Consider the following 11,842-nt stretch of genomic DNA (forward strand, 5'->3'; position numbering starts at 1 on the left):
CCTATCGCGACACAAGGCCGCTCCTACAGGATAGCGGCGCCTGTCAAACCGGCGCCGTCCCTGTAGGAGCGGCCTTGTGTCGCGATAGGGCCGCACAGCGGCCCCTGCGGTCTAGCAGATTGTTACAGCGCTGCAATCCGCGCATGTTGCTCGGTGAAGTTGGCCAGGGCCTGTTCGGACTCGGCCAGCTTGGCGCGTTCCTTCTCGATCACCGCAGGCGGGGCCTTGTCGACGAAGGCAGCATTGGACAGCTTGCCACCCACACGTGCGACTTCACCCTGCAAGCGCTGGATTTCCTTGTGCAGGCGCGCCAGCTCGGCATCCTTGTCGATCAACCCGGCCATAGGCACCAGCACTTGCAGGTCACCGACCAGGGCGGTGGCCGACAGTGGCGCTTCGTCGGCGTCGCTCAGGACGGTGAACGATTCGACCTTGGCCAGCTTCTTCAGCAGGGCTTCGTTTTCCTGCAGGCGGCGCTGGTCATCGGCGTTGGCGTTCTTCAGGAACAGCGGCAGCGGCTTGCCCGGGCCGATGTTCATCTCGGCGCGGATGTTGCGCAGGCCGACCATCAGCTCTTTCAGCCACTCGATGTCACCTTCGGCAGCGGCGTCGATGCGCGCCTCAACGGCCACCGGCCACGGCTGCAGCATGATGGTCTTGCCCTCGATACCGGCCAGCGGCGCGATGCGCTGCCAGATTTCTTCGGTGATGAACGGCATGAACGGGTGCGCCAGGCGCAGTGCCACTTCCAGCACGCGTACCAGAGTGCGGCGGGTGCCACGGGCGCGCTCGACCGGGGCGTTTTCGTCCCACAGTACCGGCTTGGACAGCTCCAGGTACCAGTCGCAGTACTGGTTCCAGATGAACTCGTACAGCGCCTGGCTGGCCAGGTCGAAGCGGAACTGCTCCAGCTGGCGGGTTACTTCGGCTTCGGTGCGCTGCAGCTGCGAAATGATCCAGCGGTCAGCCAGCGACAGCTCGTAGGCTTCGCCGTTCTGGCCGCAGTCCTCGCCCTTGTCCAGCACGTAGCGGGCAGCGTTCCAGATCTTGTTGCAGAAGTTGCGGTAGCCTTCTACGCGGCCCATGTCGAACTTGATGTCGCGGCCGGTCGAGGCCAACGAGCAGAAGGTGAAGCGCAGGGCGTCGGTGCCGTAGCTGGCGATACCTTCGGGGAACTCGGCCTTGGTCTGCTTGGCGATCTTTTCGGCAAGCTTGGGCTGCATCATGCCGCTGGTGCGTTTTTCCAGCAGGGCGTCGAGGGTGATGCCGTCGACGATGTCCAGCGGGTCGAGCACGTTGCCCTTGGACTTGGACATCTTCTGGCCCTGGCCGTCACGCACCAGGCCGTGCACGTACACGGTCTTGAACGGTACCTGCGGGGTGCCGTCCTCGTTCTTGATCAGGTGCATGGTCAGCATGATCATGCGCGCAACCCAGAAGAAGATGATGTCGAAGCCCGTCACCAGTACGTCGGTGGAGTGGAACTTCTTGAGGAATTCGGTCTGCTCCGGCCAGCCCAGGGTGGAGAAGGTCCACAAGCCCGAACTGAACCAGGTGTCGAGCACGTCGTCGTCCTGGCGCAGGACCACGTCGGCACCCAGCTTGTGCTTGGCGCGCACTTCTTCCTCGTTGCGGCCAACATAGACCTGGCCGGCCTCGTCGTACCACGCCGGAATGCGGTGGCCCCACCACAGCTGGCGGCTGATGCACCAGTCCTGGATGTCGCGCATCCAGGAGAAGTACATGTTTTCGTACTGCTTGGGCACGAACTGGATGCGACCGTCTTCCACGGCGGCAATGGCAGGTTCTGCCAGCGGCTTGGTGGAGACGTACCACTGGTCGGTCAGCCACGGCTCGATGATGGTGCCGGAGCGGTCGCCCTTCGGCACTTTCAGCGCGTGGTCGTCGATGCTGACCAGCAAGCCCTGGGCGTCCAGGTCGGCAACGATCTGCTTGCGCGCGACAAAGCGGTCGAGGTTGGCGTACTGGGCCGGCAGCTGGGTGTCGACCTGCTCGTTGACGCTGCCGTCGAGGTTGAAGGCCTGGGCGCTGGCCAGTACGAAGGCGTTCTTGTCGAAGATGTTCAGCAGCGGCAGATTGTGGCGCTTGCCGACTTCGTAGTCGTTGAAGTCGTGGGCCGGGGTGATCTTCACGCAGCCGGTACCGAACGCTGGGTCGCAGTAGTCGTCGGCGATGATCGGGATGCGGCGGCCGACCAGCGGCAGTTCGACGAACTTGCCAATCAACGCCTGGTAGCGCTCGTCGTTCGGGTTGACCGCAACGGCGGCGTCACCCAGCAGGGTTTCCGGGCGGGTGGTGGCAACTACCAGGTAGTCCTGGCCTTCGGCGGTCTTGGCGCCGTCGGCCAGCGGGTAGCGCAGGTTCCACAAGTGGCCCTTCTCGTCGTGGTTCTCCACTTCGAGGTCGGAAATGGCCGTGTGCAGCTTGGTGTCCCAGTTGACCAGGCGCTTGCCGCGGTAGATCAGGCCGTCCTCATGCAGGCGCACGAAGGCTTCCTTGACCGCTTCGGACAAGCCGTCATCCATGGTGAAGCGCTCGCGGCTCCAGTCTACCGACGAGCCCAGGCGGCGGATCTGGCGGCTGATGTTGCCACCCGACTGATCCTTCCATTCCCAGACTTTTTCCAGGAACTGTTCGCGGCCCAGGTCATGGCGGTTCTGGCCCTTGGCTTCGAGCTGGCGTTCCACCAGCATCTGCGTGGCGATACCGGCGTGGTCGGTACCTGGCTGCCACAGGGTGTCGCGGCCTTGCATGCGGCGGAAACGGATCAGGGCGTCCATGATCGCGTTGTTGAACCCGTGGCCCATGTGCAGGCTGCCGGTCACGTTCGGCGGCGGGATCATGATGGTGTAGGACTCGCCTGCACCTTGTGGGGCGAAATAGTTCTCGGACTCCCAGGTGTTGTACCAGGAAGTTTCGATAGCGTGCGGCTGGTAGGTCTTATCCATGCGCGGCGGGACCCTGTGCATTTATTCGGGAAAGCCGAAAAGTATAACGAAGGCACAGGGTTTAGGCGACAGGCCGGGGGCTGCTTTGCAGCCCTTTCGCGACACAAGGCCGCTCCTACAGGACTATGCGATCCCTGTAGGAGCGGCCTTGTGTCGCGAAAGGGCCGCGTAGCGGCCCCGGGGGTTTACTCCGAACGCTTGATCAACCGCTCGATCCGCGCATCCAGGCGGCGCTTGATCTCGTTCTCGATATGCGGGGTAAAGTCGTTGATCACGTCCTGCATGATCATCTGCGCCGCAGCGCGCAGTTCGCTTTCCAGGTGCAGCAGGGTGTCCTGGCGGCGCGTCTGCGGGTCTTCCTCGGGCTCGACCGCTGCGGGTCGCGCAGCAGGCGCAGGGTTGCCGGCGGGCTCGTCGAGCAATAACGGGATCTGCTCCACCGTTTCGGTCAGCAGCGGTGGTTGCAGGTCGGCGTCGCCCAGCAACTGGCGGATCGACTCAAGGTCGTCGAGCAGATGGGCGGAGTCGGGCAGGGGAGAGTGCTTGTCCATCGTCGTCAAAGTCGCTGTAAGCGGTGGTCTTGCAGAGCATAGCCCTGTTCGCGGTAGAAACGGAATCGCTCTCGGGCCGATTGGCGAATGCCGGGCTCCTCGACGACAATTTCCGCCACCCGTTCGAACTGGCCGACAAAGCCCGGCACACCGGCACCCAGGTTGATCAGCAGGTCATGGTGGTCACCGGCATTGTCAGCCAGGCCCAGGGCCACGCCAGCATCGGCGTGCACCTCGGCCAGGTCGTGGGGTACGAAGGCTTCGCCCTTGAAGCGCCACAGGCGCAGGTCCAGCTCGTCGCGCTGCTCGGCGTCCTGGCAATGCAGATAGACCCGGTGGCCGAGGCGCCAGGCCTTCTCGCACAGCTTGCAGGCGAAATCGAGCCGCGCCGACAACGAGTCGGTTGGCAGTATGTAGAAGTCGACTTTGCTCATGATCGGTATCGCCGGCCGGCGGTGCGCAAGGCACCACCGGCATCACGGCGTCAGGCGCTGGCGCGGTCCAGCAGGTACTGGGTTAGCAGCGGGACCGGGCGACCAGTGGCGCCCTTGTCCTTGCCACCGCTGATCCAGGCGGTACCGGCGATGTCCATGTGCGCCCAGTTGTAGGCCTTGGCGAAGCGCGACAGGAAGCAACCGGCGGTAATGGTGCCGGCTTTTGGCCCACCGATGTTGCCCATGTCGGCAAACGGGCTGTCCAACTGCTCCTGGTACTCATCGAACAGCGGCAGCTGCCAGGCGCGGTCGTCAGCGCGCTTGCCGGCGTCGAGCAACTGGCCGACCAGGTCGTCGTTGTTGCCCATCAGGCCGGTGGTGTGGCTGCCCAAGGCGACGATGCAGGCGCCGGTCAGGGTGGCGATGTCGATCACGGCCTGTGGCTTGAAGCGCTCGGCGTAGGTCAGGGTGTCGCACAGCACCAGGCGGCCTTCGGCGTCGGTGTTGAGGATTTCCACGGTCTGGCCGCTCATGGTGGTGACGATGTCACCCGGGCGGGTGGCGCCGCCGCTCGGCATGTTCTCGGCACAGGCCAGCAGGCACACCAGGTTGATCGGCAGTTGCAGCTCGAGCACGGCACGCAGGGTGCCCAGCACGCTGGCGGCACCGCACATGTCGTACTTCATTTCGTCCATGCCGGCGCCAGGCTTGAGGCTGATGCCGCCGGTGTCGAAGGTGATGCCCTTGCCAACCAGCACGAATGGCTTGTCAGCCTTCTTGCCGCCCTGGTAGTTGAGCACGATCAGGCGTGGCGGCTGGTCGCTGCCCTGGCCCACGGCGTAGAACGCGCCCATGCCCAGGTCCTTGATCTTTTTCTCGTCCAGTACTTCAACCTTCAGCGCCTTGTGAGCCTTGCCCAGGTCTTTGGCCTGCTCGGCGAGGAAGCTTGGGTGGCACACGTTTGGCGGCAGGTTGCCGAGGTCGCGGGTAAAGGCCATGCCGGTGGCGATGGCGCTGGCGTGCTTGACCGCACGCTCGACTTCGGCCTGGCTGGCCTGGTCCACCAGCAGGGTGACTTTTTTCAGGGCGCGCGGCTCTGCCTTCTGGCTCTTGTAACGGTCGAACACATATTCGCCGTCCTGCAAGGTTTCGGCCAGCAGGCGGTATTTGCCGTAATGGGCATCGCGGTTGCTGACACCAATATCGTCCAGGGCCAGCACGGCGTCTGCGCCATTCAGGCCCTTGAGCACGCCGGCGACGCTGGCGACCAGCTTGCGCCAGGCGCGGTCGCCCAGGGCCTCATCCTTGCCGCTGCCTACCAGCAGCACGCGCTCGGCCTTCAGGCCCGGGAGGTTTTGCAGCAGCAGGGTCTGGCCTGGCTTGCCGGCCAGGTCGCCGCGCTTGAGTACCGCGCTGATGGCGCCTTCGCTGGCCTGGTCGACGGCCTTGGCAACGGCGCCAAGTTTGCGGCTTTCACCTACCGGAATGACCAGAGTGGCGGTTTTTACGGATGCAGCAGCTACGCTTTTTACAACCAGTTCCATGTCAGGATCCCCGAATGATCGATACGTATGGCGCTGTGTGCTCCAGCGCTCTGGACGGGCCTGGCCGCGTCGACGCGTGCCAGCGGAAAAGCAGCCAGTTTGAGCCTGCGGCAAGCGTGCTGACAACCCCGTTGTGCACCTTCATGCGCGGCCAAGTGACAGGGGCAGTCAATCACAGGATAATGCGCGCACTTTACATGGAGGTTCGCCTTTGGCGAACCGGCATTGGTCTTGGATGTACTAAGTCATTGTTTGGCGCCATTTCATGGCAGTCCGCCCTGACAACCCAGGAGTGTCTGGTTTGATCGTCTTTCGTTATCTGTCCCGCGAGGTCCTGGTGACCTTGAGCGCCGTCAGCGCCGTGCTGCTGGTGATCATCATGAGCGGGCGCTTCATCAAGTACCTGGCCCAGGCCGCCCAGGGCGTGCTCGACCCGGGGGTATTGTTCCTTATCATGGGCTTTCGCCTGCCGGGCTTCCTGCAGCTGATCCTGCCCTTGGGGCTGTTCCTCGGCATTCTCCTGGCTTACGGGCGCCTTTACCTGGAAAGCGAGATGACCGTGCTGTCGGCCACCGGCATGAGCCAGCAGCGCCTGCTGGGCCTGACCATGGTCCCGGCGGCACTGGTTGCCCTAATGGTGGCCTGGCTGAGCCTGAGCCTGGCACCACTGGGCGTTGCCCAAGTGCAGCAGATCATCGCCCAGCAGGACACCCTGACCGAGTTCGACACGCTGGTGCCGGGCCGCTTCCAGACCTTGCGTGACGGTTCGCGGGTGACCTACACCGAGCAGCTGTCGGACGACCGCGTCAAGCTCGGTGGTGTGTTCATCTCCGAAAAACGCTTCAACCAGGATAAAACCAAGGACCGTGCCCCGTCGGTGCTGGTCGCCGAGAAGGGCCATCAGGAAATCCAGGCCGATGGCAATCGGTACCTGGTGCTGGAAAACGGCTACCGCTACGACGGTAACCCCGGCCAGGCCGATTACCGTGCGATCAAGTACGACACCTATGGCGTGCTGCTGCCCAAGCCGGAAGTCGCCGAGGAAGTCACCGAGCGTGAAGCCATCCCGACCCTCGACCTGTTCGGCAAGACCGACCTGCGCGAGCGCGCCGAGCTGCAATGGCGGCTGTCGCTGCCCATCCTGGTGTTCGTGGTGACGCTGCTGGCGGTGCCATTGTCCCGGGTCAACCCGCGCCAGGGCCGCTTCCTCAAGCTGCTGCCCGCAATTCTTCTGTACATGGCTTACCTGACAATGCTGATTTCCGTACGCGGCGCCCTCGAGAAGGGCAAGCTGCCGATTGCCTTGGGCATGTGGTGGGTCCATGGCCTGTTCCTGCTGATCGGCCTTGGCCTGATGTACTGGGAGCCATTGCGCCTCAAGCGCGCCGCCCGCCGTGCGGAGGTGGCCCATGGCTAAGCTCGATCGCTACATCGGCCAGAGCGTGCTGCTGGCCATCCTGGCCGTGCTGGGGATCATCCTCGGCCTGGCTTCGCTGTTCGCCTTCATCGACGAGATGAGCGACCTGAGTGACACCTACACGGTGATGGAAGCAGGCAACTACGTGCTGCTGACCGCACCGCGGCGCCTGTACGACATGCTGCCGATGGCCGCGCTGATCGGCTGCCTGATTGGCCTGGGCAGCCTGGCCAGCAGCAGTGAACTGACCATCATGCGTGCCGCCGGGGTTTCTATCGGCCGCATTGTCTGGGCAGTGATGAAACCGATGCTGGTACTGATGCTGGTTGGCCTGCTGATCGGCGAGTACGTGGCTCCGGTGACCGAGAACAAGGCCCAGGCCGACCGTTCCCTGGCCCAGGGCGGTGGTGAGGCGCAGAGCTCCAAGCGTGGTATGTGGCACCGCCAGGGCGAGGAGTTCGTGCACATCAACGCCGTGCAGCCCAACGGCCTGCTGCTGGGGGTAACCCGCTACCGCTTCGACAGCGAGCGCAAAATCCAGACATCCAGCTTTGCTCGCCGTGCCCAGTACAATGACGATCACTGGTTGCTCAGCGATGTCAGCACCACCTTCTTCCGCGGTGACCACACCGAGGTGGTGAAGGCCCCAAGCGAGCGCTGGGATGTATCGCTGACCCCGCAGTTGCTCAATACCGTGATCCTGGCGCCGGAGTCGCTGTCGATCACCGGCCTGTGGGACTACATCCACTACCTGTCTGACCAAGGCCTGAACAATGCCCGTTACTGGCTGGCGTTCTGGACCAAGGTACTGCAACCGATGGTTACTGCGGCGCTGGTGCTGATGGCGATTTCATTCATCTTTGGTCCGCTGCGTTCGGTGACCCTTGGCCAGCGCGTGTTCACCGGTGTGCTGGTGGGCTTCGTTTTCCGTATCGGGCAGGACCTGCTCGGGCCTTCGAGCCAGGTGTTCGGCTTCCCGCCGTTGCTGGCGGTGGTGATCCCGGCGGGTATCTGTGCCTTGGCCGGTGTGTGGTTGTTGCGCCGGGCAGGTTGATGACCTGCGCTGCACAAGAAAGCCGACCTCAGGGTCGGCTTTTTCATGGGTAGTGACCTGTGAGGGCCTCTTCGCGGGTAAACCCGCTCCTACAAGGGGCGCGCCGCTCTTGAGGCATGTGCTGAACCTTGTAGGAGCGGGTTCACCCGCGAAGAGGCCCCCAAAGGCAACACAAATCCCTGCCTTATTTCTTCTGCTTCGGCACCCGCACCAACTGGCTTTCCGAATAAATGTCATGCCAGCCACGCTTGCGTTTGTCGATCAGCACCCAGAAGAACCCCAGCCCAAAACACAGCCACGACGCAATCGACACCACAAAGCGCAGCAGCGCCTGCCACAGGCTGATGGCCGAGCCATCGGCGTTCTGCACCCGCACGCCCCACACTTGCATGCCCAGGGTCTGCCCGCCATGGGTCCAGAACTTGGCAAAGAAGCCGAACAAGGCAAACAGCAATACCGTCGACAGTAGCGGGTCGCCGTCCAGTGCGCCGACCTCGGTCAGCTCGCGCATGCGTGCTTCGCCGATGATCGCCATCTGGATCATCTTGTACGCGCCGGCGGTCACGATCAGCAGTGCAGTACAAAGCAGGAAGTCGTAGAACATGGCGGCCAGCCGTCGGCCCAGGCCAGCGGGGGGGAAGTCACCCTGAGGATTAAGGTAAGGCTTGGGCATCGCTTGGGCAGCTCCAGAGGGAGAAAAGGCTCATTCTATGGAATTGCAAGCAAAAAAAAGCCCCTGCGCGTCAACGCAGGGGCTCTTTTTTAGAAGTATCAGGCTTCTGGCTGGACTTCGTCAGCCTGCATGCCTTTTTGGCCTTGTACAGCGACGAAGGTCACTTTCTGGCCTTCTTTCAGGCTCTTGAAGCCGTTGCCTTGGATGGCGCGGAAGTGCACGAACAGATCCGGACCGCTTTCTGGGGTGATGAAGCCGTAACCTTTTTCGTCATTGAACCACTTGACGGTACCGTTCTGACGCTCAGCCATTGTCTTATTTCCTATGAAGCTTAAATTGTGATGACAGTTACTTTCGCACTTTTTTGTAAGCGAAAGATTACTGGGCTGTTTTGCAGGAAAGTAAGAGACGTCGAACGGGTTGTAGCAAATCTCGGCTACTGGCCCAGGTCACGAACTGTTGCGACCCATGCAAACACAGTGCAGTGAATGTACGCCAACTCCTGAGCGAAAAACAAGCCCTTGGTCGTATGGAAAATCGGCCGTTTGCCGATAACCGACCGCTTTGTCGGAAACGGCATGGCGCCTGGCCTGGCGCTATGTTCAAAAGTTATTGGGCAGGTTCGAAAACGAATATGGAGCGCCTGCCCTTAACCTTCATAAAGCTGTTTCAACCACGGTAGTAACGTTGTGCCACAAAAGGCATTTTGCTGACTTTCAAGGCAACCTTTTTGCCGCGCACCACGGCAAACAGCGCGGTGTCGACTGCGGCATGTTCACTATCGATATAACCCATTGCAACCGGTGCGCCGAGTGTCGGGCCAAAACCACCACTGCACACTTTGCCGACCGGTTTATCGTTGGCATCGACAATGTCCGCGCCTTCACGCACGGGCGTGCGCTCTTGCGGCAACAGGCCGACACGTTTGCGCGCGACACCGTCGCGCTGGTGAGCAAAGATTGCCTCGGCGCCCGGGAAGCCGGCCGCACGTTCGCCGTCGGCGCGGCGCACCTTGGAAATTGCCCACAGCAGGCTGGCTTCGACCGGCGTGGTCTCGCTGTTCATGTCGTGGCCATACAGGCACAGGCCCGCTTCCAGGCGCAGCGAATCGCGAGCGCCCAGGCCAATCGGCTGTACCTCGGGCTCGGCCAGCAGGCGGCGGGCCAGGGCGTCGGCGGCGTGGGCCGGTACCGAGATCTCGTAGCCATCTTCGCCGGTGTAGCCCGAGCGGCTGACGAAGCAGTCTTCACCCAGCAGTTTCACCGGGCGGAACTGCATGAAGGTCATGCTTGCCACTTCCGGGGCCAGGCGCTCCAGCACCTTGACCGCAGCCGGGCCTTGCAGGGCCAGCAGGGCACGTTCCTCGAACAGCGGCTGCACTTCACAGCGGCTACCGATGTGCGTTTGCAGGTGAGCCAGGTCCTGGTCCTTGCAGGCGGCGTTGACCACCAGAAATAGCGTGTCGTCGCCCAGGTTGGCGACCATCAGGTCATCAAGGATGCCGCCTTGCTCGTTGGTGAACATGGCATAGCGCTGCATGCCCACCGGCAAGTCGATGATGTCCACCGGCACCAGGCTTTCCAGAGCCTTGGCCGCATCTGCGCCGCGCAGCGTGATCTGGCCCATGTGCGAGACATCGAACAGGCCGGCCTGCTCGCGGGTGTGCAGGTGTTCCTTGAGCACGCCCAGCGGGTACTGTACCGGCATGTCGTAGCCGGCGAACGGCACCATGCGCGCACCCAGTTCCAGGTGCAGGGCATGCAGTGGGGTCTTGAGCAGTGTTTCGGACATCGGTGACTCCTTGCTGTTGTTGTAGGGTCAACATTCGATGATGTTGACGGCCAGGCCGCCACGGGCGGTCTCTTTGTATTTGCTTTTCATGTCGGCGCCGGTCTGGCGCATGGTGCGGATGACCTTGTCGAGCGACACAAAGTGTTGCCCGTCGCCGCGCAAGGCCATACGAACCGCGTTGATCGCCTTCACCGAACCCATGGCGTTGCGCTCGATGCAGGGCACCTGGACCAGCCCGCCGATCGGGTCGCAGGTCAGGCCCAGGTTGTGTTCCATACCGATTTCAGCGGCGTTCTCCACCTGTTGCACGCTACCGCCCATCACTTCGCACAGCGCCCCGGCGGCCATCGAGCAGGCCACGCCAACCTCGCCCTGGCAGCCCACCTCGGCGCCAGAGATGGAGGCGTTTTCCTTGTACAGGATGCCGATGGCGGCGGCGGTGAGCAGAAAGCGCACCACCCCGTCCTCGCTGGCGCCCGGTACGAAGCGCATGTAGTAGTGCAACACCGCCGGGACGATACCTGCGGCGCCGTTGGTGGGTGCGGTAACCACCCGCCCGCCGTAGGCGTTTTCCTCGTTTACCGCCAGGGCGTAGAGGTTGACCCAGTCGAGCACCGATAGCGCATCACGCAGGCTGGCTTCCGGGTGGCGGCTCAGCTGGCGATACAGGGCCGGTGCCCGGCGCTTGACCTTGAGCCCGCCAGGCAGGATGCCTTCATGCTGGCAGCCGGCTTCGACGCAATCCTGCATCACTTGCCAGATGCGCAGCAGCCCGGCGCGGGTTTCGGCTTCCGGGCGCCAGGCCGCCTCGTTGGCCAGCATCACCTGGCTCACCGACAGGTTTTGCGCGGTGCAGTGGCCGAGCAGTTCCTTGGCGGTCTTGAACGGGTAGGCCAGCACGGTGCTGTCCTCGACGATGCGGTCGTGGCCGGCGGCGTCCTCATCGACCACAAAGCCTCCACCCACCGAGTAGTACTCGCGGCTACGGATTTGCAGGCCGGCGTCGTCGAAGGCGCGGAAGATCATGCCGTTGGGGTGGAAGTCCAGCGGCTTGCGGATCATCGCCAGGTGCTGCTTTTCGATAAAGGCAATGCTGTGCTCGCCGAGCAAATTGATGCGGCCGCTGTCGCGGATGGCCTGCAGGCGGGCGGGGATGCTGTCGGTCTCGATGAGGTCGGGGTGTTCGCCTTCAAGGCCCAGTAGCACGGCCTTGTCACTGCCGTGGCCCTTGCCGGTGGCGCCCAGCGAGCCATACAGCTCGGCCTTGACGCTGGCAGTGCGCGCCAGCAGGCCGTCACGCCGCAGGCCTTCGGCAAACCGGGCCGCGGCACGCATCGGGCCGACCGTGTGTGAACTGGAGGGGCCGATGCCGATCTTGAACAGGTCGAAGACGCTCAGTGACATGGTGG

The 11,842-nt window shown here is 63.0% G+C and carries 10 protein-coding genes; 2 read left to right on the forward strand and 8 right to left on the reverse strand.

The window, feature by feature from the left end; all coding sequences use genetic code 11:
- Positions 1–122 precede the first annotated feature (122 nt).
- The 4 genes from ACIP02_RS09125 to ACIP02_RS09140 form a co-directional block, all read right to left on the reverse strand.
- On the reverse strand, positions 123–2,969 hold the full coding sequence (locus ACIP02_RS09125) for a valine--tRNA ligase (protein ID WP_400615405.1): 2,847 nt from the start codon (positions 2,967–2,969) through the stop codon (positions 123–125).
- Positions 2,970–3,154: 185 nt separating this feature from the next.
- Entirely contained in the window at positions 3,155–3,520 is a 366-nt protein-coding gene (locus ACIP02_RS09130) for a DNA polymerase III subunit chi (RefSeq protein ID WP_400615407.1), read from the reverse strand.
- A gap of 5 nt (positions 3,521–3,525) precedes the next feature.
- The gene (locus ACIP02_RS09135) at positions 3,526–3,954 is read right to left on the reverse strand and encodes a DNA polymerase III subunit chi (RefSeq protein WP_400615409.1); all 429 of its coding nucleotides are present in this window, start codon (positions 3,952–3,954) and stop codon (positions 3,526–3,528) included.
- A gap of 50 nt (positions 3,955–4,004) precedes the next feature.
- Positions 4,005–5,498 carry a leucyl aminopeptidase gene (locus tag ACIP02_RS09140; RefSeq protein WP_400615412.1) on the reverse strand — a complete coding sequence of 498 codons (1,494 nt, stop codon included), beginning with the start codon at positions 5,496–5,498 and terminating at the stop codon, positions 4,005–4,007.
- Positions 5,499–5,799: 301 nt separating this feature from the next.
- Between ACIP02_RS09140 and lptF the strand changes: the two genes are divergently transcribed.
- Together lptF and lptG are read left to right on the forward strand one after the other, a co-directional pair.
- Positions 5,800–6,915: an LPS export ABC transporter permease LptF gene (lptF, locus tag ACIP02_RS09145; protein ID WP_400615414.1), complete on the forward strand. Its 1,116-nt coding sequence runs from the start codon at positions 5,800–5,802 to the stop codon at positions 6,913–6,915.
- Positions 6,908–7,969, forward strand: coding sequence for an LPS export ABC transporter permease LptG (lptG, locus tag ACIP02_RS09150; RefSeq protein WP_201200085.1), 1,062 nt, complete (start codon positions 6,908–6,910; stop codon positions 7,967–7,969). The genes lptF and lptG overlap by 8 nt, the downstream gene beginning before the upstream one ends.
- 184 nt (positions 7,970–8,153) lie before the next feature.
- Here the strand turns inward: lptG and ACIP02_RS09155 are convergent, their stop codons facing one another.
- From ACIP02_RS09155 to ACIP02_RS09170, 4 genes are all read right to left on the reverse strand, one after another.
- Positions 8,154–8,642: an RDD family protein gene (locus tag ACIP02_RS09155; protein WP_400615417.1), complete on the reverse strand. Its 489-nt coding sequence runs from the start codon at positions 8,640–8,642 to the stop codon at positions 8,154–8,156.
- 98 nt (positions 8,643–8,740) lie between these two features.
- A complete protein-coding gene (locus ACIP02_RS09160; protein WP_086979009.1) occupies positions 8,741–8,953 on the reverse strand; it encodes a cold-shock protein in 213 nt (70 codons plus the stop codon).
- Between the two features lie 358 nt (positions 8,954–9,311).
- Positions 9,312–10,433: a glycine cleavage system aminomethyltransferase GcvT gene (gcvT, locus tag ACIP02_RS09165; protein WP_400615420.1), complete on the reverse strand. Its 1,122-nt coding sequence runs from the start codon at positions 10,431–10,433 to the stop codon at positions 9,312–9,314.
- Between the two features lie 27 nt (positions 10,434–10,460).
- Positions 10,461–11,837, reverse strand: a complete 1,377-nt coding sequence (locus ACIP02_RS09170) for an L-serine ammonia-lyase (protein ID WP_400615423.1) — start codon at positions 11,835–11,837, stop codon at positions 10,461–10,463.
- Between the last annotated feature and the right edge of the window lie 5 nt (positions 11,838–11,842).

This window comes from Pseudomonas sp. NPDC089408, assembly GCF_044749445.1.
Lineage (GTDB): Bacteria > Pseudomonadota > Gammaproteobacteria > Pseudomonadales > Pseudomonadaceae > Aquipseudomonas.

Bases quoted from the DNA above. Each gene is read 5' to 3' on its own strand.
- ACIP02_RS09125 (WP_400615405.1), bottom strand. From the start codon at position 2,969: ATGGATAAGACCTACCAGCCGCACGCTATCGAAACTTCCTGGTACAAC.
- ACIP02_RS09130 (WP_400615407.1), bottom strand. From the start codon at position 3,520: ATGGACAAGCACTCTCCCCTGCCCGACTCCGCCCATCTGCTCGACGAC.
- ACIP02_RS09135 (WP_400615409.1), bottom strand. From the start codon at position 3,954: ATGAGCAAAGTCGACTTCTACATACTGCCAACCGACTCGTTGTCGGCG.
- ACIP02_RS09140 (WP_400615412.1), bottom strand. From the start codon at position 5,498: ATGGAACTGGTTGTAAAAAGCGTAGCTGCTGCATCCGTAAAAACCGCC.
- lptG (WP_201200085.1), top strand. From the start codon at position 6,908: ATGGCTAAGCTCGATCGCTACATCGGCCAGAGCGTGCTGCTGGCCATC.
- ACIP02_RS09155 (WP_400615417.1), bottom strand. From the start codon at position 8,642: ATGCCCAAGCCTTACCTTAATCCTCAGGGTGACTTCCCCCCCGCTGGC.
- ACIP02_RS09160 (WP_086979009.1), bottom strand. From the start codon at position 8,953: ATGGCTGAGCGTCAGAACGGTACCGTCAAGTGGTTCAATGACGAAAAA.
- gcvT (WP_400615420.1), bottom strand. From the start codon at position 10,433: ATGTCCGAAACACTGCTCAAGACCCCACTGCATGCCCTGCACCTGGAA.
- ACIP02_RS09170 (WP_400615423.1), bottom strand. From the start codon at position 11,837: ATGTCACTGAGCGTCTTCGACCTGTTCAAGATCGGCATCGGCCCCTCC.